At 70.7% G+C, this 21,552-nt stretch carries 22 protein-coding genes; 4 read left to right on the top strand and 18 right to left on the bottom strand.

Translation table 11 applies throughout. The annotated features are described in order from the left end of the window. Nucleotides 1-30 precede the first annotated feature (30 nt). Nucleotides 31-1,254: an NAD(P)/FAD-dependent oxidoreductase gene (locus ABD770_RS05420; RefSeq protein WP_344818504.1), complete on the bottom strand. Its 1,224-nt coding sequence runs from the start codon at nt 1,252-1,254 to the stop codon at nt 31-33. Between the two features lie 162 nt (nt 1,255-1,416). On the opposite strand from ABD770_RS05420, the gene ABD770_RS05425 reads away from it, so the two are divergent. After that, nucleotides 1,417-1,917, top strand: coding sequence for an Lrp/AsnC family transcriptional regulator (locus ABD770_RS05425; RefSeq protein WP_344818505.1), 501 nt, complete (start codon nt 1,417-1,419; stop codon nt 1,915-1,917). 47 nt (nt 1,918-1,964) lie between these two features. On the opposite strand, the gene ABD770_RS05430 is transcribed toward ABD770_RS05425, so the two are convergent. The 6 genes from ABD770_RS05430 to ABD770_RS05455 form a co-directional block, all read right to left on the bottom strand. Continuing rightward, nucleotides 1,965-2,741: a DeoR/GlpR family DNA-binding transcription regulator gene (locus ABD770_RS05430; protein WP_344818506.1), complete on the bottom strand. Its 777-nt coding sequence runs from the start codon at nt 2,739-2,741 to the stop codon at nt 1,965-1,967. Nucleotide 2,742: 1 nt separating this feature from the next. Beyond that, nucleotides 2,743-3,645, bottom strand: a complete 903-nt coding sequence (locus ABD770_RS05435; protein WP_344818507.1) for a class II fructose-bisphosphate aldolase — start codon at nt 3,643-3,645, stop codon at nt 2,743-2,745. Continuing rightward, the gene (locus ABD770_RS05440; RefSeq protein ID WP_344818508.1) at nt 3,642-4,592 is read right to left on the bottom strand and encodes a 1-phosphofructokinase family hexose kinase; all 951 of its coding nucleotides are present in this window, start codon (nt 4,590-4,592) and stop codon (nt 3,642-3,644) included. The genes ABD770_RS05435 and ABD770_RS05440 overlap by 4 nt, the downstream gene beginning before the upstream one ends. Further along, nucleotides 4,589-5,554 carry an ROK family protein gene (locus tag ABD770_RS05445; RefSeq protein WP_344818509.1) on the bottom strand — a complete coding sequence of 322 codons (966 nt, stop codon included), beginning with the start codon at nt 5,552-5,554 and terminating at the stop codon, nt 4,589-4,591. The genes ABD770_RS05440 and ABD770_RS05445 overlap by 4 nt, the downstream gene beginning before the upstream one ends. An 11-nt stretch (nt 5,555-5,565) precedes the next feature. After that, nucleotides 5,566-6,477, bottom strand: coding sequence for an SIS domain-containing protein (locus tag ABD770_RS05450; RefSeq protein WP_344818510.1), 912 nt, complete (start codon nt 6,475-6,477; stop codon nt 5,566-5,568). A gap of 120 nt (nt 6,478-6,597) precedes the next feature. Continuing rightward, a complete protein-coding gene (locus ABD770_RS05455) occupies nt 6,598-6,894 on the bottom strand; it encodes a chorismate mutase (RefSeq protein WP_344818511.1) in 297 nt (98 codons plus the stop codon). A gap of 137 nt (nt 6,895-7,031) precedes the next feature. Here ABD770_RS05455 and ABD770_RS05460 point away from each other — a divergent pair, with 137 nt between their 5' ends. Next, nucleotides 7,032-8,171, top strand: a complete 1,140-nt coding sequence (locus tag ABD770_RS05460) for an AI-2E family transporter (protein ID WP_344818512.1) — start codon at nt 7,032-7,034, stop codon at nt 8,169-8,171. 30 nt (nt 8,172-8,201) lie between these two features. Here ABD770_RS05460 and ABD770_RS05465 read toward each other — a convergent pair whose 3' ends face one another. The 7 genes from ABD770_RS05465 to ABD770_RS05495 all read right to left on the bottom strand — a co-directional run bounded on the left by ABD770_RS05465 (nt 8,202) and on the right by ABD770_RS05495 (nt 14,262). Beyond that, nucleotides 8,202-9,122, bottom strand: coding sequence for an ABC transporter substrate-binding protein (locus ABD770_RS05465; RefSeq protein WP_344818513.1), 921 nt, complete (start codon nt 9,120-9,122; stop codon nt 8,202-8,204). A gap of 29 nt (nt 9,123-9,151) precedes the next feature. Continuing rightward, nucleotides 9,152-9,883, bottom strand: a complete 732-nt coding sequence (locus ABD770_RS05470) for an ABC transporter permease (protein ID WP_344818514.1) — start codon at nt 9,881-9,883, stop codon at nt 9,152-9,154. Further along, on the bottom strand, nt 9,880-10,575 hold the full coding sequence (locus tag ABD770_RS05475) for an ABC transporter permease (protein ID WP_344818515.1): 696 nt from the start codon (nt 10,573-10,575) through the stop codon (nt 9,880-9,882). The genes ABD770_RS05470 and ABD770_RS05475 overlap by 4 nt, the downstream gene beginning before the upstream one ends. Next, nucleotides 10,572-11,426, bottom strand: a complete 855-nt coding sequence (locus tag ABD770_RS05480; protein WP_344818516.1) for an ABC transporter ATP-binding protein — start codon at nt 11,424-11,426, stop codon at nt 10,572-10,574. The genes ABD770_RS05475 and ABD770_RS05480 overlap by 4 nt, the downstream gene beginning before the upstream one ends. 16 nt (nt 11,427-11,442) lie before the next feature. Continuing rightward, nucleotides 11,443-11,745: a DUF427 domain-containing protein gene (locus ABD770_RS05485; RefSeq protein WP_344818517.1), complete on the bottom strand. Its 303-nt coding sequence runs from the start codon at nt 11,743-11,745 to the stop codon at nt 11,443-11,445. Between the two features lie 119 nt (nt 11,746-11,864). Further along, nucleotides 11,865-12,965, bottom strand: coding sequence for a lactonase family protein (locus ABD770_RS05490; RefSeq protein WP_344818518.1), 1,101 nt, complete (start codon nt 12,963-12,965; stop codon nt 11,865-11,867). 10 nt (nt 12,966-12,975) lie between these two features. Then, on the bottom strand, nt 12,976-14,262 hold the full coding sequence (locus ABD770_RS05495; protein WP_344818519.1) for an adenylosuccinate synthase: 1,287 nt from the start codon (nt 14,260-14,262) through the stop codon (nt 12,976-12,978). Nucleotides 14,263-14,489: 227 nt separating this feature from the next. Here ABD770_RS05495 and ABD770_RS05500 point away from each other — a divergent pair, with 227 nt between their 5' ends. Together ABD770_RS05500 and ABD770_RS05505 are read left to right on the top strand one after the other, a co-directional pair. Further along, nucleotides 14,490-15,452, top strand: a complete 963-nt coding sequence (locus tag ABD770_RS05500) for a hypothetical protein (protein ID WP_344818520.1) — start codon at nt 14,490-14,492, stop codon at nt 15,450-15,452. A 99-nt stretch (nt 15,453-15,551) separates the two neighbouring features. Next, the gene (locus ABD770_RS05505) at nt 15,552-16,760 is read left to right on the top strand and encodes an AAA family ATPase (RefSeq protein ID WP_344818521.1); all 1,209 of its coding nucleotides are present in this window, start codon (nt 15,552-15,554) and stop codon (nt 16,758-16,760) included. 96 nt (nt 16,761-16,856) lie between these two features. Here the strand turns inward: ABD770_RS05505 and ABD770_RS05510 are convergent, their stop codons facing one another. The 4 genes from ABD770_RS05510 to ABD770_RS05525 are packed head-to-tail and all read right to left on the bottom strand — an operon-like array spanning nt 16,857 to nt 21,552. Beyond that, a complete protein-coding gene (locus tag ABD770_RS05510) occupies nt 16,857-17,942 on the bottom strand; it encodes a succinylglutamate desuccinylase/aspartoacylase family protein (RefSeq protein WP_344818522.1) in 1,086 nt (361 codons plus the stop codon). Between the two features lie 60 nt (nt 17,943-18,002). Further along, nucleotides 18,003-19,442 (bottom strand): hypothetical protein, encoded by a 1,440-nt coding sequence (locus tag ABD770_RS05515; RefSeq protein WP_344818523.1) that lies wholly within the window; start codon nt 19,440-19,442, stop codon nt 18,003-18,005. Nucleotides 19,443-19,477: 35 nt separating this feature from the next. After that, nucleotides 19,478-20,488 carry an ABC transporter ATP-binding protein gene (locus ABD770_RS05520; RefSeq protein WP_344818524.1) on the bottom strand — a complete coding sequence of 337 codons (1,011 nt, stop codon included), beginning with the start codon at nt 20,486-20,488 and terminating at the stop codon, nt 19,478-19,480. A gap of 2 nt (nt 20,489-20,490) precedes the next feature. Continuing rightward, complete coding sequence (locus ABD770_RS05525; protein WP_344818525.1) at nt 20,491-21,552, bottom strand: ABC transporter ATP-binding protein; 1,062 nt, start codon at nt 21,550-21,552, stop codon at nt 20,491-20,493.

Below are 21,552 nucleotides of genomic sequence, written 5' to 3' on the forward strand. Positions count from 1 at the left end.
GTACGGACGGGCCGGTGCAGGGGCGAGGAGTCAGCGCAGCGGGTCGAAGGGTTCGAGCACGGAGTCGATGCGGCCGGTCGTGATCTGCTCGGCGAGCAGCTTGCCCGTCGCCGGCCCCAGCACGATCCCCCACATGCCGTGACCGCCCGCCACGTACACGTTGGGCGCACGGGTGGCGCCGATCAGCGGCAGTCCGTCGGGCGTGACCGGGCGCGAGCCCACCCACTCGTCCTGACGGTCGTCCAGGTCGACGCCCTGGAACAGCTCCCGCGCCTGGGCGACGATCGCCTGCACCCGCCGCGCCTGGAACGGCTCGTCGGGCCCGCGGAACTCCATGGTCCCGGCGATGCGGAACCGCCCCTGGTACGGCGTGCACGCGATGCGCTGCGTGGGCAGGTACACGGGGTGCTCCTGCGGCTTCTGCGTCGCAACCGTGAACGAGTACCCGCGGCCGGCCTGCACCCGGGTGCGCACGCCGAGCCGGCGCGCGAGCTTCGGCATCCAGGCACCGGTGGCGATGACGACGGAGTCGGCCACCAGGTGCTCCCCGTTCGACAGGGTGACGACGGGTCGACGGGTGGAGGACACATCCGTCACCTCGAAGCCCGTGCGCAGCTCGCCGCCGCGCGCGACGACGGCGTCGCCGAGGGCCTCGACGAACGGGGCGGGCTCGAAGAACCGCTGCCCCTCCAGCCGGTAGACGTGCGTGACGGCGTCCGAGAGCACCGGGGCGAGCTCGCCGGGGTCGTCCAGCCGCTCGAACGGCACGTCCTGGCCGTGCCGGATCACCCCCTCGATCTCGTGCAGGAAGCCCCTCGAGTCGGCCTCCTTCCTGAAGCCGATCACGAACGGGCCCTCCCGGGTCCACGACTTCACACCGCCGTCGATGAGCTCGTCGTAGCACTCCAGCGCCATCTTGTCGATGGGGGTGAGCGCCGCCATCGTGCGATCCCAGGCCCGGTTGGTGCCGTGCGCGGCGAACCGGGCGAGGAACGACCACAGGCCGGTGTCCACGCGGAACGGGACGTGCAGTGCGGCATCCGGGTCCAGCAGCGCCCGCGGACCGTACGTCCACAGGCCGGTGTCCGCCAGGGGGATGGCCTTGCCCGGGGTCAGCCATCCGGCGTTGCCCCACGACGACCCGGCGGCCACGCCGACCCGGTCGATGACCGTCACCTCGACGCCCCGCTCCTGCAGGTGCCATGCCGTTGCGAGCCCAACCATCCCGGCTCCGACGACGATCGTGCGCGTCATTGCGTCCTCCCGAACACACGAATCCCAGACGAGCGGGCCATGATGAGACCTGCTCTCTCCCGATTATGCAGATCTCAAGCATCGTTCGGGAAGTGATGGAGATCTTCTGCGTAGAATCAAGCAGAACTCCGCAGATTCTGCATTCTCGGGAAGGAAGTGAGCATGGCGGCATCCGATTCTTCGACGTCCCGTCGCGCGGCGATGACGGATGCCGGGCTGGACGCCGTCGATCGCACGATCCTCTCCGAGCTCAGCCGCAACGGCCGGCTGTCGAACACCGAGCTCGCGGCGCGTGCCGGGATCGCAGAATCCACGTGTCTGAAGCGCGTGCGCGCGCTGCAGGCGAACGGCGTCATCGTCGGGTTCCACGCCGAGATCTCGCCCGCCGCGATCGGACTGCACCTCGAGGCGCTCATCACGATCCGTCTGCATGCGCACGCCCGCGGCGACCTGCGCCGCTTCCAGGCGTACGTCGAGGAGCTGCCGGCCACGCAGCGGGTGTACTTCCTCGCGGGCGATCGGGACTTCCTCGTGCATGTCGCGGTTCCCGACGCCGCGGCGCTGCGCGAGCTGGTCTCGGACACTCTCAGCCTGCGCCCCGAGGTCGCCTCCACCTCCACGAGCCTCATCTTCGCCCACGCCGCGGGCTCTCGCGGCATCTGACCCGGCATCCGCCGCCGGCGCGCGGAGGAGCGGCGTGGGAACGAGGCTCAGCCCGCTGCGAGCACCTGGAAGCCGGCCTCCGTCAGCGAGTCCCGCTCGGACGCGGTGACGGCGGCATCCGTGATGATCAGTGGGAACAGCTCGGGGCCGCCGACGCGTGCGAACGCCTCCCGCCCGATCTTCGACGCGTCCGCGACGATCACCGCGCGCACGGCGCGCTCGGCCATCATGCGGTTCACCGCGGCTTCGGCCTCGTCCTGCGTGCTCGCGCCGTGCGCACCGGACACCCCGTTCACGCCGATGAACGCGACATCGAGACGGATCCCCGCCAGCAGCTGTTCGACGAACGGTCCCACGAGCTCGAAGCTGCGCGAGTGGATCATCCCGCCGGTGACGATCACCTTGAACTCGGGGCGCATGGCCAGCTGCGCCGCGATGTTCACCGCGTTGGTCACGACGGTGATCCCCTCGGCGGCGAGGTCGTCCCGCGCGGCGAGCGCCGTCGCGATGGCATTGGTCGTCGTCCCGCCGGACAGACCGACGACCTGCCCCGGGACGACCATCGCGGCCGCCGCCGACGCGATCTGCTCCTTCGCGCCGGTGCCGAGATGGCTCCGGTAGCGGATCGGCAGCTCGTAGGCGACGGACTGCGTGACCGCGCCGCCGTGGGTGCGGGTGAGGAGTCGGCGCTCGGCGAGGCTGTCGAGGTCGCGGCGGATGGTGGCGGCGGACGCCTCGAAGCGGTCGACCAGTTGATCCACGGACACCTCGCCCTGCTCCGCGAGCAGATCGAGGATCGCGGTGAGGCGAGCGGCACGGTTCACGTCACTCCCCCTTTCCGTCCGGCCCCCCGGGAGGGAGCGAGTCGGGGTCGAGGGCGAACAGGCGCAGCATCCGCGCGGCCTCCGCGGTGACGGCGTCCCGGCCGGGCGCGACGTACCTGCGCGAGTCGACGAGGCCCTCGTCGAGGGCGAGCGCCGCACGGATCGCGCGCGTGAAGAACCCGTTCAGATGCGTGGAGACGTTGATCTTGGTCATGCCCGCGCGCACGGCGCGGACGATCACGTCGTCGGCCACGCCGGAGGAGCCGTGCAGGACGAGCGGCACGTCGTTCCCGGCGCCGTCGACATCGCGCAGCGCCGCACGCAGCCGCCCGATCAGCTCGATGTCGAGGGAGGCCGAGCGGTCCCGCATCGCGTGCGAGGAGCCCACCGCGACGGCCAGCGCATCGACGCCGGTCGCCGCCACGAAGGCGCGCGCCTCGTCGGGGTCGGTGCGCACGCCCGGGGCATGCGCGCCGTCCTTGCCGCCCACTTCGCCGAGCTCGGCCTCGACGTGCACGCCCGCGGCATGCGCCCGCGCGGTGATCTCGGCGGTCAGCGCCGCGTTCTCGTCATCGTCGAGCCTCCCGCCGTCGAACATGACCGAGCCGAACCCCAGCCCGATCGCTTCGTCGACGAGTTCGGGCCGCTCGGCGTGGTCGAGGTGCACGACGACCGGTGTCTGGGCGGCGCGCGCCACGGCGAGGGTCGCCAGCCCGATCGGCTCCAGTCCGCCGTGGTAGTCGGCGCAGTTCTGCGAGATCTGCAGGATCACCGGCAGCTGAGCGCGCTCGGATGCCGCCACCAGGGCCTCGGCGGTCTCGAGATGGATCACGTTGAACGCGCCGATCCCGGTGCCGGCGGACGAGGCGGCCCGCATGAGCTCACGGGCGGAGACGAGCGTCATGGGGACTCCTCGGCGGTGACGACGGTCAGGGCGCCCTCGAGATCCGGCCACGAGGCGTGGATCTCGCCGGCGAGCGGCATGAGCACGGCCGCGGCCGACCAGGCCGTCGCGCGGCGGAGGATCCGCTCGGGGTCACGGATGCCGGCGTCCATCATCACCGCGCACGCGGCGACGGCGGCATCCCCCGCCCCTGTCGGGTTCCCCGCGAGGGGCGCGTCGAGTCGGGCGTGCAGGGTGCCGACGTCGGCACCCTGCGACACGGCCAGCATGCCCTCCGGGCCGAGCGAGAGCAGCACGAGCTCGGTGCCGCGGCGCAGCAGCTCACGGGCGCCGTCGACGGGGTCGTCGAGCCCGGTGGCGTCCCGCAGCTCGTGCTGGTTGGGTTTGAGGACGGATGCTCCCGCGTCGGCCGCCACGAGCAGCGACGGTCCCGAGGTGTCGACGATCACCGTCGCGGCGGCGTCGCGCCCGAGGCCTATCAGAGTCGGCAGCACGTTCTCGGGCGTGCCCGGCGGGAGACTGCCCGAGATGACGAGCACGCCCGGGCTCTCCGCATCCGCCGTGCCCAGGGCCGTCGCGACGGCATCCGCCAGCGCGTCCCATTCCTCAGGCGTCGGGGCGGTGCCGTACTCGTTGACGATGCTCGTGTCGCCGGCCGACTCGTCCACCAGCGCGAGGCTGCGACGCGTCGCCGCCGCAACGGGGACCAGCACGTGCGGCACGCCGGAATCCGCCAGTTCTGCCGCGAACTCCTCGCCCGTGGCACCTCCGGCGGTGGCGACGGCGACCGCCTGCGCGCCCTGCGTGTGCGCGACCCTGGCGACGTTCAGTCCCTTGCCGCCGGCGCGCACGGCCCCGGCATCCGCCCGGTGCACATGGCCGGGCATCAGCGACGGCACCCGCCACGTGAGATCCACGGCGGGGTTCGGGGTGACCGTGACGATCACGTCAGCGCGTCCCTGGCCAGCAGCGCGGAGCCGAGGAGCCCGGCATCCTCCGACAGCTCGGCGGGGACGAGGTCGGGAAGCCGGTGGAAGCTGAGTCGGGCGGCGAGCCGGGCGCGCAGCGGGGCGAACAGGGCGTCGCCGGCCCGGGAGAGCCCGCCGCCGATCACCACGGTCCGCGGCGCGAGCACGGCGGTCAGCTGCGCGAGCGCCAGGGCCAGGGCGTCCAACGCCTCCTCCCAGATCCGCGCCGCGGTCCCCTCCCCGGCAGCGGCGAGCGCGATCACCCCGCGGGCACCGTCCACCGCGGTGCCCGCGGCCTCGGTGTACCGCCGTGCGATGGCGCCGGCCGAGGCGACGGCTTCGAGGCAGCCGCGCGCGCCGCACGAGCACGGCCAGTCCCCGATGGGGGCGTGGCCGATCTCACCGGCGTAGCCGCCTGCCGCGTGCATCCTTCCGTCGATCAGCAGCGCCCCGGCGATGCCGGTTCCGATGATGAGCATCACGGCGTCCGTGCTCTCCCGCGCGGCGCCCAGCCTCCGCTCGGCCCAGCCCGCCGCGCGTACATCGTGGTCGAAGGCCACCGGCACGCCGAACCGGGCTGACATGAGCGCGCGCAGGGGCACGTCGCGCCAGTCGAGGTTGCTGCTGAACACGGCGACCCCCTCGTCGGCGTCGACGATGCCGGGCACGACGAGTCCGACGGCCTCGGGCACGGCATCCGGATGCTGCGCACGGAGTTCCTCGGCAAGCTCCGCCACCCGGTCGACGAGCCGGTGCGCGCCGTCGGGGCCGGGTGCCGGAGTCGGGGTGCGGCGCAGGCCCCGTGATGCGCCGGTCGCGTCGAACAGGGCCGACTTGATGTCGGTGCCGCCCACGTCGAACGCCAGGACGGCTCGGCCCGGGCCGATCGTCGCCGTGCGGGCGGGGACGCTGCCGGGTGCGCCGGCGTCGGGTGCGTGCATGACCGCCCCGCTCAGGCGTCGAGGATCACGGACCGGGTGAGGTTGCGCGGCCGGTCGGGGTCGAGTCCGCGCGCGACGGCGCGGTCGAGGGCGATCCGGTGCACGCGCACGAGGTCGGCCATGGGGTCGACCGGATGCTGCACGAAACGCGCGCCGGTGGCCTCCACCTGCGCACGCAGGCCGTCCTGCGCGGGGCCGAACTGCCAGGTGAGGCGGCCGGGGGCGGCGATGGCGATCGGTCCGTGTCGGTACTCCATCGCGCTGTACGACTCCGTCCACGACTGCGAGGACTCGCGCAGCTTCAGCGCCGCCTCGTGGGCGAGTCCGATGGTCCAGCCCGTGCCGAGGAAGCTGTACTGCTCGGCATCGGCGAGGGCGGGGGCTCCTGCGTCGGCGGGATCGTCGGCGCCCTCGAGCACCGCCTGCGCGTCGGCGATCGCGGCGTCCAGCGACTCACCCACGGAGGCGCGCAGCAGCGCGAGCGCCGTGGTGGCGAAACGGGTCTGCACGACGGAGCGCTCATCGGCGAACGGCAGGGCGATGACGGCGTCGGCCAGCTCCACCAGCGGCGAGGTGTCGTCGCCGAGGACGACGATGACGGGTGTCGTGCCTCGGACGCGCTCGGCCAACTCGAGCACCTCGGTGGTGGTTCCCGAGCGGGTCAGGGCGACGATGGCGTCGTAACCGCGGGCGATGGGGACCTCGGATGCCGTGAACGCATCGGTCTCCCCGTGCCCTGCCGCCTCCCGCAGGGCGGCATAGGACTGCGCCATGAACCAGGAGGTGCCGCAGCCGACGACGGCGATGCGCGCGCCGGGCGCCGGCAGGAGGGCCTGCTCGGCCCGCATCCCGGCCGCCCTCGCCCAGGTCTCGGGCTGGGAGGTGAGTTCCGTGCGCATGTGCGCGCCGACGGCATCGGTCATGTCCAACCCTTCACAATGCGTGTTTCTGATTGTTCAATGTGGATTTCAATCAGATTATTGCATTATCGAGAAGCGCTGTCGACACGGCTCCGTCGGATGCCCCGCCGCGCCGCGCCGAGGTCAGCGGCCCGAGGCGGTCTCGGTGTGATGACGGATGACCTCGGCGACGACGAAGTTGAACCACTTCTCGGCGAACTCCGGGTCCAGATGCGCCTCCGCGGCGAGCGCCCGCAGGCGTGCCGTCTGCTGCTCCTCACGCTTCGGGTCGGATGCCGGCATGCTGTGGTCGGCCTTGAGCCGCCCGACCTGCTGGGTGGCGCGGAACCTCTCGGCCAGCATGAAGATCAGCGCTGCGTCGATGTTGTCGATGCTGGCGCGCAGGCGCAGCAGCTCGGCACGGGCGTCATCGTCGGACATGATCCTCCTCAGGGTGGGTGCAGATCCGACGATAGTGGGCGCGCCGCCCCATCGCGGCACGAACTGCCGCACATCCGCTTGCGCACCGCGGCAGTTCGCGCCGCGGGAAGCAGCGTGCGGCCCATAGAGTGTGGGGCATGAGCGCCGATGAATCCGCCCCTGTCCAGGACGACGCGCCACCCACGCCGCCCCGGACGGTGCTCGAGCCGCCGACCCCGAGCCGCTCGTTCTGGACCCGCATCGACAAGCCGTTCGTGTTCGGATTCCTCGTGACGATCGGAGGCCTCGCCGCGATCCTCCTCGCGATCACGCTGACGAGCCTGTCGACCGTGCTCATCTACATCGCCTTCGCCCTGTTCGCAGCCCTGGGCCTGGACCCCGCCGTGCGCTTCCTGGAGCGGCGCGGCCTGTCGCGCGGACTCAGTGTGCTCGCGGTGATCCTCGGCCTGATCGTCGTGCTCGGCCTGGTGCTGCTGATGATCGTGCCGGTGGTGGTGGAGCAGATCACCTCGTTCGTGAAGTCCGTCCCGGGTCTCATCACCGATTTCATGAACAGCAGCGTGTACGTCTTCCTGGAGCAGCAGTTCGGCGGACAGTTCGAGCAGCTCGTGGCGGATGCGCAGACCTTCCTCACCGACGGGAAGACCTGGCAGGTCATCGGCGGCGGCGCCCTGCAGGTGGGCAGCTCGATCGCCGCGGGCGTCTCGGGCTTCATCGTCGTGCTGGTGCTGACCCTCTACTTCGTGGCGGGGCTGCCCGCCATCAAGACCGCGATGCTGCGCTTCGCGCCGGCCCGCGACCGCGGGCGCGCCCGGGAGATCGTCGACCAGATCACCGATTCCGTCGGCGGCTATGTGCAGGGGATGGTGATCCTGGCCTTCGCCAACGCCGTCATCACGCTCATCCTCTATCTCGTCCTCGGCCTGCCGTTCCCGCCGCTCATGGCGACGGTGGCGTTCCTGGTCACCCTGATCCCGCTGGTCGGCTCGGTGCTGTTCTGGGTGATCGGCTCCGTGATCGCTCTGTTCACCGACCCGCTCCACGCTCTGCTGTTCGCCGTCATCTATCTCGTGTACATGCAGGTGGAGGCGTACGTGCTCACTCCGCGGGTGATGAACAGGGCCGTGTCGGTGCCGGGCGCGCTCGTGGTCATCGGCGCCCTCGCCGGCGGCACCCTGCTGGGCCTGCTGGGCGCCCTGGTGGCCGTTCCCGTCACCGCGTCGATCCTCATCATCATCAACCAGGTGTGGCTGCCGCGCCAGGATGCCCGGGTCTGAGCATCCCGACGCGGCCGCAGAGGAACGGACTCAGTCGACGACGTTGTCCTTCAGCCACTGCGCGGCGATGTCCCCCGCGGAGGCCTGATCCACCGTCGAGCGGACGTTGAGCGCGACGAGGTCCTCGGCCGAGAGCATCCCGCTGACGGCGTTGATCACATCCGCGATCTCGCTCGCGACGTCGCTCGACGCGATCGGCACGACGTTCGAGGCGAGGATCATGTTCTCCGGGTCGGTCAGCGCCACGATGTCCTCGGTCTGGAACGCGGGCGCCGCGGTGTAGATGTCGGCGACCTGCACCTGCCCTGCCAGCAGCGACTCCAGCGTGCTCTCGCCCGTGGCGGAGAAGCCCAGGTCGATGCCGTAGACCTCCTTGGCGCCGGTCGGCCCGTACGGACGCTGCTCCAGTTCGGGAGCGCCGCCCAGCACCGGCTTCGCGGTCAGCTTCGCCAGGTCGCCGATCGAGGTGAGGCCGTTGTCCGCGGCGAACTGCTTCGTGACGGTGTACGTGTCCTGGTCGCTGGCCTGCGCGTAGTCCAGCGCGGTGAGGCCGTCGGGCAGCGCGTCCTTCAGCGCCGCGTAGACGTCGTCGGGGCTCGTGGCGGTGGCGTCCGCATCGAGGTACTCCAGCAGGTTGCCGGTGTACTCCGGGAACAGGTCGATCGCGCCGGACTCCACCTCGGGCATGTAGGCGTCGCGCTGGCCGACGTTGAACTTCCGCTCCACCGTGAACCCGGCGTTCTCGAGCGCCTGCGCGTAGATCTCGGCGATGATCTCGTTGGAGTAGTACGCCTGGGATCCGACGACGATCGTGTCCGTGCTCGCGCCGTCGCCGGCACTGCCGGTGGGCTCGTCGAGCGGGTTGCTGCTGCCGCAGCCGGCGAGCGCGACGGCCGTGGCCAGCGCGACGCCCGCGGTGAGCGCGATGCGGAGCTTCCTTGCGGTGATCATGATGTGCCTCTCTGTGGGGATGATGTTGCTCAGACTGTGGCGGGAGCCGCACGGCGCGGGGCGCGGCTCGCATCGGTGCCGGGTGTCGGATGCTGGGCGCGGACGCCCGCGGGCACGACCGCGCGCTGCGCGCCGGCCAGCAGCAGGTCGACGAGGAGCGCCAGTACGGCCACCAGCAGCGCCCCGGCCAGCACCTGGTCGAAGCGGCGCAGCGGGATGCCCTGGATGATCGGCCAGCCCAGCCCGCCGAGGTTGACGTAGGCGCCGATGGTGACCGTCGCGATCACCTGCAGCAGGGCGGAGCGGATGCCGCCCACCAGCAGCGGCATGCCCAGGGGCAGTTCGACCTTCGTGAAGATCTGCCATTCGGTCATGCCGACGGCCCGCGCGGCCTCCACCGTGCGCCGGTCGATCGCCTCGAATCCCGTGTAGGCGCCCGCCAGCAGGGACGGGATCGCCAGCAGCACGAAGGTGATGACGGCGGCGAGGGGCGTGCGCAGCACGCCCAGCACGAGAACCAGCAGCACCAGCAGTCCGAACGAGGGCACGGCGCGGGCGGCGCCCGAGACGGCGACGGCGATCTCCCGTCCCCTGCCGGTGTGCCCGATCAGCCAGCCGGCGGGCAGGGCGAGCACCGCCGCCACGACGACCGAGATGATCGTGTACAGCAGGTGCTGGCCGAGCAGCGTCGGCAGCGCGTACTGCCCCTGCCACTGAGCCGGGTCCAGCAGCCAGGCGATGGCGTCGGTGAAGAGGTTCATGCGGCGGGCCTCATGATGCCACGACGCGCCCCGGCGCTCCTCGCTCCGCCCGGCCCGCCTGCGACGCGCGCCCACGGCATGAGGAGGCGCCCCAGCAGCACGAGCAGCAGGTCGATCGCGAGGGCGATCACGACGACCGCGACCACGCCGGCGAGGACCTCGGCGATGATGCGCCGCTGCAGCCCGTTGGTGAACAGGTAACCGAGATTGGTGACGCCGATGAGGATGCCGACGGTGGCGAGCGAGATCGTGCTGACGGCCGCCACGCGCAGCCCGGCGAGGATGACCGGTCCCGCCAGCGGCAGCTCGACGCCGAAGAACCGGCGGCCCGCCCCGAAGCCCATGGCCGTGGCGGCCTGCCGCACATCCGGGTCGACGGAGTCCAGCCCGTCGGCGACGGCCCGCACGAGGATCGCGATCGCGTAGATCGTCAGCGCGATGATGAGGTTGGGCTCATCCGTGGCCGAGTAGCCGAACACGGCGGGCATGAGGATCAGCAGCGCCAGCGACGGGATCGTGTACAGCAGTCCGGTGAGCACGATGATCGGCCCGCGCACGAGTCGGAAGCGCCACGCCACCCAGCCCAGCGGGATCGACAGGACGAGCCCCAGCGCGATCGGGATCGCGCTCTGACGCAGATGCACGAGCGTCTGCTCCAGGATGAGGTCCAGGTTGTCGATGACCCAGCTCACATCGGCCTTCCGCCATCACGGGGCAGGGCCGGGACCCCGGCATCGTGCAGGATCCCCTGGGTGCGCCCCTCGGAGTCGACGACGACGGTTCCACGCGGGGTCTGCTTGAGGGAGAGCGCGCGACGCCCGCGCTCGGCCCCGATGAACGCCTCGACGAAGGCATCCGCCGGGTCCTCCATGATCTGACTGGGACTGCCCACCTGCACGATGCGGGCGGCCCGGTCGAGGATCACGACCTGGTCGCCGAGCAGGAACGCCTCGTCGATGTCATGGGTGACGAACACGACCGTCTTGTCGAGTTCGCGCTGCAATCGGATGAGCTCCTGCTGCAGATCCGCGCGCACGATCGGGTCGACGGCGCCGAAGGGCTCGTCCATGAGGAGGATGTTCGGGTCGGCGGCGAGGCCGCGGGCCACTCCGACCCGCTGCTGCTGCCCGCCGGAGAGCTGACTGGGGAACCGGTCGCCGAGGTCGCGGTCCAGCCCCACCGTGTCCAGCAGCTCCCGCGCCCGCGCGTGCGCCTCCGTGCGCCTCGCCCCGTCCAGCCGCAGCACGGTGGCGACGTTGTCGATCACCGTGAAGTGCGGCATCAGTCCGGAGTTCTGCATGACGTAGCCGATGCTGCGCCGCAGCCGCACGGGATCGCGGCCCAGCACGCTCTCCCCGTCGATGGACACCGTGCCGCTGGTGGGTTCGACCATGCGGTTGATCATGCGCAGCAGCGTGGTCTTGCCGGATCCCGACGACCCGACGAAGACCGTCGTCCTGCGCGAGGGGATCACGAGGCTGAAGTCCTCGACGGCGACCGTGCCGTCGAGGTACCGCTTCGAGACCGATGCGAACTCGATCATCGGCTGAGCGCTGCCCTCACGGGCCCACCCGCACACTGGGGTCGAAGGCCAGGTATCCGGAGAAGTCGCGCCCCACCTTCTCGATCGCCGAGGGATACGGCGTGGGATACGCCCACGCCAGATCGTGGTGCGTGCGCCCGTCGAGCACCAGCGAGTAGTACTGGGCTGCTCCCTTCCACGGGCAGGTGTACGGCGTCGGGCTCTCGATCAGCTCCCCCGCGCGCAGCGCGGAGGGCGGGAAGTAGTGGTTGCCTTCGATGAGGACCGTCTCGGCGTCATCCGCCTCGGCGATCACGGTTCCTGCGAGTACAGCTCTCATGCACGTACCTCCTGGCTTCCCTTCGAGCGTAGGCGACACCTCCGACAACTCGGCGAAATCACGGAAACTTCCCGGAATCCCGAACTCGTCGCCCGGGCTGTGCCGCCCCGGCGGGACGCTCAGCGCACGGGCAGGATCATGGTCGGCGCGGGCGCCGTCGTCGTGTGCCGCACCTCGCGCGGTGCGCCGGTGCGCTCGTCGAGATCGATCGCGCTGACGGTGCCGGAGCGCTGACCCGCCACCAGCAGGACGCCCTCGTGAACGAGGTGGTGGCGCGGCCAGTCGACGCCGGAGTCCGCGAGGGCGTACGGCTCGACGGCCTCGCCCGCCCCGGTGACCCGCAGCGCCGAGATGGTGTTGCTGCCGCGCAGCGCCGTGTAGAGCGTGCGTCCGTCCTTCGAGACGGCCAGCTCGGCCGGGAAGTCGGTGCCGACCTCGGCGAGCTGGGAGACGGTCGTGGCCGACACCGGCGCCCAGCGACCGTCGCGGGCGGATGCCAGGGTGAAGACCTCGCAGGAGTACTCGGTCACCACGTGCAGGTGCCCGCTGGGGTGGTGCACCATGTGCCGGGGGCCCGTGCCACGGGGCAGGACGACCTCGTGGTCGAGGGCGAGCCCCGTGGGGCGGCTGCGCCAGATGCGCACGAGGTCGAAGCCCAGATCGGTCGTCGCGATGCGTCCGTCCGGGAGGAAGATCGCGGAGTGCGCGTGCGAGACCCGCGGCTCCTCGCCCGCGGGAACCGGGTGGGGATCGGATGCCGCGGACGCGCCCTGCTCGGCATCCGCCCCCTCCTGGCCGAACAGGGCGGCGCGCAGCACGGCCGCCCGGTCGGGCGCGGCGGGCACGAGGCCGCCGTCCTCGGCGATGCCGTATCGGATGACCTGACCGTCGCCGTAGCAGCTCGCGATCAGCATCCGTCCGTCGGGGGAGACGGCGAGGTGGCAGACGGAGTCGCCCGCCGTGAGCGACGGTCCCAGCGGCCGCAGGGTCGCCTCCCCGCTGCGTGCGAAGGCCTGCACGGCGCCGGCGCCCTCCAGCGCCGCGTAGACGACGTCGAGTCGCGGATGCTGTGCCAGCCACGACGGCGAGGCGACCGGAGCCGCCGTCCCGCGGTGGGCGAGGGTGGACGGTCCCCGTCCGTCGTCGACGGCGAGGAACCCGATGCCCTCGGCATCCCCTTCCATGTCGGGGCCGTAGCCGCCGAGCCAGAATCGTGTCATCGTGGCGGGCTCAGTCGACGAGGTCGTGACGGACGACGACCTGCTCGCGCTCGGGGCCCACCCCGATGACCGAGATGCGGGTGTTGCTCATCCGCTCCAGGGCCAGCACGTAGTTCCGGGCGTTCTCGGGCATGTCCTCGAAGGAGCGCGCCGCCGAGATGTCTTCGGTCCAGCCCGGGAAGTACTCGTAGATCGGCTTGGCGTGGTGGAAGTCGGTCTGGTTGACGGGCACGTCGTCGAAGTGCCGGCCGTCGACGTCGTAGGCCACGCACACGGGGATCCGCTCGAGGCCCGTGAGCACGTCGAGCTTGGTGAGCACGAGGTCGGTGATGCCGTTCACGCGCGTGGCGTAGCGGGTGATGGGGGCGTCGTACCAGCCGGTGCGGCGCAGCCGTCCCGTCGTGGTGCCGTACTCGAAGCCCGTCTTGCGCAGCCACTCGCCCTGCTCGTCGAGCAGCTCGGTGGGGAACGGGCCGGAGCCCACCCGGGTGGTGTACGCCTTGACGATGCCGACGATGCGGTCGAGCCTGTTCGGCCCCACGCCGGAGCCGGCGGCGGCCCCCGCGGCGGTCGCGGTGGACGAGGTGACGAACGGGTAGGTGCCGTGGTCGATGTCGAGCATGGTGGCCTGCCCGCCCTCGAAGACGACGATCTCGCCGCGGTCGAGCGCCTCGGCGACGAGGTGACCCGTGTCGGCGACCATGGGGCGCAGCCGCTCGGTGTAGGACAGCAGCTCGTCCACGATCTCGTCGCACGTGATCGCCCGCCGGTTGAAGACCTTCACCAGCAGGTGGTTCTTCTGGTCGAGCGCGCCCTCCACCTTCTGGCGCAGGATGTTCTCGTCGAACAGGTCCTGCACGCGCAGGCCGACGCGGTTGATCTTGTCGGCGTAGGCGGGGCCGATGCCGCGGCCGGTGGTGCCGATGTTGCGCTTGCCGAGGAAGCGCTCGGTGACCTTGTCGAGCGTGCGGTGGTACTGGGTGATCAGGTGAGCGTTGGCGCTGATCTTCAGCCGGGACACGTCCACACCACGGGCCGAGAGCGCCTCGATCTCGCTGAAGAGGACCTCGAGGTCGACGACCACGCCGTTGCCGATGACCGGGGTGACGCCGGGGGTGAGGATGCCGGAGGGCAGCAGGTGCAGGGCGTACTTCTCGTCGCCGACGACGACCGTGTGTCCGGCGTTGTTCCCGCCGTTGAACTTGACGACCCAGCCGGTGCGCTCGCCGAGCAGGTCGGTCGCCTTGCCCTTGCCCTCATCGCCCCACTGGACGCCGACGATCACGATTCCTGGCATGGGTGTACCCCCTGGTACTGCACGCTGTTCGCCGGGTTTGCACCGGCCGATGAGCTGGCCCGAACGGGCGGCTCCATCCTACCGGAGCCCCTCCGACAGCCCGCCGGCCCGGATCGAAGGACGGCTTCCGCGGGGGTCCCGGTGCGTCCTCGACGCGGACACCCGGCATACCGCTCCATCACACCCGGCATACTGGAGGGGGAAGGATCGAGCTTCGGAGGTGGTCGATGACGGACGAGCAGCCGTCTCCCCTCGCCGACCTCTGGACCGATGCGCCGCCCCTGCGACGGAATGCGCGAGGCGGTGCGCCGACGGGCCTCCCCGCCGCCGCACCGGTGCCTCGCGCCGCCGCGTCCGCGCCACTGGTCGACCGCGCCCGACTGATCACCGGCTTCGCCATCGTGGTCGCGCTGGGACTGGCGGGAGGGACCACGACGGCGCTGACCCACGGCTCCGGAGACTCCGACGCGGGCGTGGTCGCGGACGCGCCGGTGCGCAGCGCCGGTGCCGCCTCCTTCGGCGGCGAAGGCGGCGGCGCGGCGCCAGGGCCCTTCGACGACGACCGCACCCACGGTGCACAGCCGCAAACCGATCGGCAACCGGATGCCGAGCGCGAGGATCCGCAGGAGGATCCACCCCAAGACCCTCGGCACGACGACGCGTTGCAGGACCACCCGCAGGCACCCGACAAGCATCCGGCGGACGACCCGAGCACGGACGACCCGGGGATCGCGGGTCCCACCGCCCCGGCCCCGACCCCGGAAGGACCGACCCCGCCGCCGTCCGAACCGACGACTCCCCCACAACCGGCTCCTCAGCCTCCCCCGCCCGCACCGCAGCCGCCGACGCCGCCGAAGCCGAGCGAACCGCCGCCCCCTCAGCCCGAGCCGCAACCGCAGCCGCAGCCGCTGCGCTTCACCGGGCTCGTCGAGCATCACACCATCTCGCTGCTCGGCATCAAGCTGCTCTCCAGCTACACGCTGTCGCTGTCCGGCGAGCCGGGTGCCACGGCATCCGTCACCTACGGGTCGGTGCACGCCGGCTCGGTGCGCTTCAGCGGCGCAGGACACGCCTCCCTCACTCTGGGCGGATCGCTCATCGATCTCGGACTGCACAATCCGATCATCCGCGCGGAGTACTCCGACGGAACCGCGGGAGCGGCGATCGAGGTCCGCCGGAACGCGATCTGACCGCGGCCCGACCCGGCGATGTGCCGCCCGGCATCCCGGTTACCCTGTACCGGGGGGATCCGCGGTCGTCGTCGATCCTCCGATGCACGAGGAGATGACATGACCGACCTTCCGGTGCCCGGTGCCGCCTCACCCGCATCGCCGCCCGTGCCCGCCGCGCCGCCGCCCGCACCCCCCGCCCCGGCGACGGCCGCTCCCGCGCCGCCGATCCCACCGATCCCTCCGATCCCGCCGATCCCGGCCGCGCCCGCGTCGGCCGTCCGGGCTGCACAGGCCGCGCCCAGCGCACCCTCGACGCCCCCGGCGAACGCGGCCGCACAGGACCCCGCCGCCGCGGACGACCTCGCCCGCGCGCAGCGCATCCTCCAGGTCATCTCCGACTCCTACTCCACCAAGATGGTCGGCCAGGATCGGTTGCGCAGCAGCCTGCTCATCGCGCTGCTCGCCGGCGGGCACATCCTGCTGGAGTCCGTGCCGGGCCTTGCCAAGACCACCGCCGCGAGCACGCTGGCAGACACCGTGAAGGCCAGCTTCAAACGCATCCAGTGCACCCCCGACCTGCTGCCCAGCGACATCACCGGCAGTCAGATCTACGATGCTGCGACCGGCACGTTCCGCACCGTGCTGGGCCCCGTGCACGCCAACTTCGTGCTGCTCGACGAGATCAACCGCTCCAGCGCCAAGACCCAGTCGGCCATGCTCGAGGCCATGCAGGAGCGGCAGACCACGATCGGCGGAGAGGTGCATCCGCTCCCGAGACCGTTCCTCGTGATCGCCACGCAGAACCCCATCGAGCAGGAGGGCACCTACGAGCTGCCCGAGGCGCAGATGGACCGCTTCCTGCTCAAGGAGATCGTCGAGTATCCGAGCCCCGCCGAGGAGTTCGAGATCCTCGGACGCATCGACTCCGGCGTCCTCGACCCCGACCGTCACGTGCCCGGTGTGATCTCGCTGGAGCACGTGCGCGAACTGCAGGAGATCGCCGCGCGCGTCTACACCGACCCGGCGATCCGGAACTACATCGTCCAGCTGGCGTACGTCACCCGAAACCCGGCGCCGTACATCGGCGAGGAGCGCGCGCGCTTCATCAAATACGGCGCGAGCCCCCGCGCGAGCATCGCGTTCCTGCAGGCGTCACGGGCGCGGGCGCTGCTCGACGGGCGCATGCACGTGCTGCCGGAGGACGTCCGCGCGCTGCGGCACCTCGTGCTGCGGCACCGGGTGCTGCTGACCTTCGAGGCGGAGGCCGAGGGCGTGCGCAGTGAGGAGATCATCGACCAGATCTTCGCCTCCGTCCCCACCCCGTGATCCCGATGAGGGGCGACGTGCGCAGAAGCAGAAGAGGGAAGGCCGGTCCGAGGATCCAGAGCAGGACCCGCGAACCGGCCTCGGAGAGGACTCCGCTCAACCGAGCGGGACCATCCACTCCTTCGGGGAGTCGATCCACCGGCCGCTGGCGCCGTCGGAGATGATGAACCCGTAGTCGCCCGGGTTCACCCTGCTCATCGTCGGACGCATCATGAGGATCGCCGACTGCTCATAGGGAGCGCGGACCTCCTGGATGACCTCCAGCGAGTGCGGGTCGATGACGCGACCGAGCAGCGTCCCGCCCTCGATCATCGTCGACAGGGCGCTCTCGTCGACCTCGGGGATGTAGATGCCGCCGTGGTCCATGCGGACCAGGTAGCGCTCGTACATGAGCAGCTGCTTGTCGGGCATCGTGCGCTCGACGTCCATCATCCCCATGGCGGAGAAGAAGTTGTCGACGCGGTTCGCGGCGAGGTCGTACCAGCCGGCCGGGAGGGTGTCACCGCCCTGCTCGGCCACGGCGCACAGCTTGCCGCGCGACTTCATGTAGCCGTCGATCGTGCCGGTGAACGGATCGGCGTCGTGCGCGAACACGAACGGCGTGCCCATCAGACGGGCGAAGTTGAAGCTGTCCGGCTCGTCGCCGTTCTCATCGCCGATGGTCAGCACGTAGTTGATGGACGTATCGCTGCCGCAGTGGTAGTCGACGACCGCATCCGCACGGTCGAGGACGTACTCGGTGAGCGCGTTCGCCAGCTTCTGCGTGACCCAGCCGCCGCGGTTTCCGGGGAAGACGCGGTTCATGTTGTTCATGTCCGTGTTCATGCCCTGACCGGTGGTGCGAGTGTTCGACTCGAACGCGACCGGGTTCGCCACCGGAACGGCGAGGACCGTCCCGGAGAGCTTCTGCGGGTCGATCCGCTGGATGGTCTCCATCACCGTGCGGGTGCCGGAGATGGCGTCGCCGTGGACGGCGGCGACCAGGGCCAGCGTGGGGCCGTCCTTGACACCGCGAACGCCGTGGACGTTCATCATCAGGTTCTCTCCCGAGGACCGGCGCGTGATCGGGATGCGCCACTGCCCGCGCGTTCCGGGTGACAGGGTGATCTGATCCGGGGAGGTGACGATCTCCGCGCCTGCCGACCAGTCCAGTTCCGTGGGGGCGAACAGGTTGTTGCTCATATGCGAGTGCTCCTTGCTGTTTTGCGAATGGTTCGCGGGTGCTCTTGGCGACCCGACGGATCAGGACATGTAGCGGTCGGTGAGGTGCTTGCGATAGGGCGCCGCGTTCAGCGGCGAACCGGTGGCGGCCAGCAGGATCTCCTGGACCGACGTGGTGCGACCGGGACCGTGCACGTGCTCGCGCAGCCAGCCCAGCACCGCGCTGAAGTCGCCGCCGGCGATGGCGTCCGAGATCGAGACGCCCTGGTCCTCCATCGCCTGCGCCAGCTGCGCCGAGGCGACGTTGCCGATCACGTAGGCGGTGAACAGGCCGAACATGCGTCGCGTCCAGTGCGGGTCCTGCAGGGCGCCCTCACGGATGTTCGCGGGGATGATGCCGAGATACTCCTCGCTCTTGGCGTTCCACACCGTCGGCACGTCGGCAACGGAGATGGAGCCGTTCAGCAGGCCCTCCTCGATCTCGAATCGCAGCAGGATGTGCAGGTTGAACGAGATCTCATCGGTCGCGATCCGGATCGGCGAGGATGCGGCGCGCGTCTGGCTGCGGTGGTACATCGAGGCCCACTCGGCGGCGCTGCGGCGTCCCAGACGGCGCTCCAGGATCTCGCCGATGCGCTCGGCGAAGTCCGCCCGCCGGCCGACGATGTTCTCCCAGAACTTGGCCTGCGACTCCTGCAGGTAGGGCATGCTCCCGTGGCCGGCCGGGGTGTCCCACAGCTCCCTCGCCACGCCCTGCCCGTACAGGGCGTGCCCGTACTCGTGCACCATCGTCGACACGGCCTCGAAGAGCGGCACATCGCTGCGGAAGGTGATGCGCACGTCGTTCGCGCCCGCGGAGCTGGTGTAGCCGTGCGGGGAGAACGCGATGCCGCCGCGGTCGAAGTCGAAGCCGATCAGCTCGCCGATGTCGTGGGCGATCGCGAAGAGCAGGTGCTCCTCGGCGGGGCCCTCCTCCTCCACGTAGTCCTCGACGGGACGGGCCTTGCGGGCTTCGATGAGGAAGTCGCGCATGTCGTTGAGCACACCGGAGATCTCGGCGTGGGTGGGGCCTGCCGCGTAGACCGAGAGCAGCGCGTCCATCGGGTGCACGTCGTAGCCGACGGTCTCGGCGTACTCCTTGTCGATCTCGACCATCCGCGCGAGCCAGGGCTCGAACGTGGCCCAGTCCTCGTCCTGGCGCGCCTGCTCCCAGACGCTGAACGCCTCCGCGCCGACCTCGAGGAAGCGGCGCCAGATGCCCGAGCTCAGCCGCAGCGCCTGCTCGCGATCCTCCCGGACGACGCCGAGCCACGGCTCGTCCCCGGAGGCCGCATCGAGCAGCGCGCCGAGCTCGTCGGAGACGAGGCGCTCCTGGATGAGGTTCTGCAGGATGCCCGCCTGGCGCGCCCGCTCGGGGAGGGCGGCGGGCGGCATGTAGGACTGCTGGTCGAGCCACATCCGCTCCGCGATGTTCTTGAGGGCCTCGAGTTCGCTGAGGTACTGCTTCAGGGATTCGGTCACGATTCGCCTTTCGTCTCGGTCATCTGTTCTTCCGCTCACCCGGCCGTGCGAGGCTCGGCGCCCTCGCCCGCCCGTAGGAAGCAGGACGCCTGGTGGTCGGCGGCCCCTGCGGGCACCGGCATGAGCCGTGGCGGCTCACGGTCGCACAGTCCGCTCCGTGCGATCTCGCACCGCGGGTGGAAGGCGCATCCCGCCGGCGGGTTCAGCGGCGAGGGCACCTCGCCGAGGTTCAGCCGCACCGTGCGCCGGTTGCGCGGGTGCGCCGTGGGCACGGCCCGCAGGAGCGTCTCGGTGTAGGGATGCTGCGGGTTGGCGAAGATCTCCTCGCGGCTCGCCATCTCCACGACCCGGCCGAGGTACATCACCGCGACCCGGTCGGACACGTTCTCCACGACGGCGAGATTGTGCGCCACGAACAGGACGGTGAGGTTCAGTTCCTTCTGCAGATCGCGGAGCAGATTGAGGATCTGCGCCTGCACCGAGACGTCGAGCGCCGAAACCGGCTCATCCGCCACCAGCAGGTCGGGTTTGAGGATCAGCGCGCGGCCGATGCCGATGCGCTGACGCTGACCGCCCGAGAACTCATGCGGGTAGCGGTTCGCGTGGGATGCCTGCAGACCCACCATCTCCAGCATCTCGGCGACACGGCGACGGCGCTCCGCACGGTCGCCGACGCCATGGTGCACCAGGCTCTCCGCCATGCTCTCGCCCACGGTCGTGCGCGGGTCGAGCGAGGCGTACGGGTCCTGGAACACGATCTGCGCACGACGGCGGAACTGCTTCAGCGCGGAGCCCCGCAGCGAGCTGACGTCGCTCCCGTCGAACTCGATCGATCCGCTGGTCGGAGCGAGCAGGCGCACGATCATCCGGGACAGCGTCGTCTTGCCGCATCCGGATTCGCCGACCAGGCCGAGCGTCTCACCGCGACGGATGTCCAGGTCGATGTCGCTCACCGCGTGCACGAGATCGCGCGAGATCCCACTGGCCCCGCGAGCGCGGTACTGCTTGTTCAGACCGCGCACCTTGACGATGACGTCATCGCTCATGGCTACGCCTCCTCCCCACTGCCCGCCACCGGTGCGGTGTCGTCGTACAGCCAGCACCGAACGCTGTGCCCCGGTTCGATCTCGCGCAGCTGCGGATGGTGCGATTCGCAGGCCGTCAGCCCCGCCTCGATCCGGGCCGTGCATCGGGACGCGAATCGGCATCCCGGACCGACGTCGGCGAGATTGGGGACGTTCCCCGGGATCACGACGAGCCGCTCACCGGCCGCGCCCAGCAGCGGCGCAGACTTGATGAGGCCCTTCGTGTACGGGTGCATCGGATTGTCGAAGAGCGCCTCGACGCCGGTCTTCTCCACGATCTCCCCGGCATACATGACGGCGACGTCATCCGCGATCTCGGCGACGACGCCCAGGTCGTGCGTGATGAAGACCACGGCGGTGCCGCGCGACTTCTGCAGTTCGGCGACCAGGTCGAGGATCTGCGCCTGCATGGTCACATCCAGCGCCGTCGTCGGCTCGTCCGCGATGAGCACGTCGGGCTCGCACGCCAGCGCCATCGCGATCATGACGCGCTGCGCCATGCCGCCGGAGAGCTCGTGCGGGAACGCCTTGAGGCGGGCCTCGGGGTCGGGCATGCCCACGTCGCGCAGACGGGCGATGATCGCCTCCGTCTGCTCGGCGCGCGTCCAGTCGCGGTGCAGCGTGAAGACCTCCCGGATCTGCGTCCCCACCCGATAGCTCGGGTTCAGTGCGGAGAGCGGCTGCTGGAACACCATGGAGACTTCGCTGCCGCGGATCTTCTGCAGCTCGCGCGGCCGGAGGTCGGCGATGTTGCGGCCGTTCAGCAGCACCTCGCCCGAGACCACCTTGCCCGGCGAGGGGACCAGCCCCATCACAGACAGCGAGGTCATGGACTTCCCGCAGCCGGACTCGCCGACCAGGCACATCGTGCGTCCGGCCTCGACGTCGAAGGACACCCCGTCCACGGCGTTGAAGTCACCGCCCGGCAGCTCGAATCGTGTGCGCAGGTCACGCACTCGGAGCACGGGTTCCGAGGACGCCCGGCCCTCGGAACCCGACATCTCCGACAGGGTCGTGTCTGTCAT

The sequence above is a fragment of the Microbacterium soli genome, from assembly GCF_039539005.1.
GTDB lineage: Bacteria > Actinomycetota > Actinomycetes > Actinomycetales > Microbacteriaceae > Microbacterium > Microbacterium soli.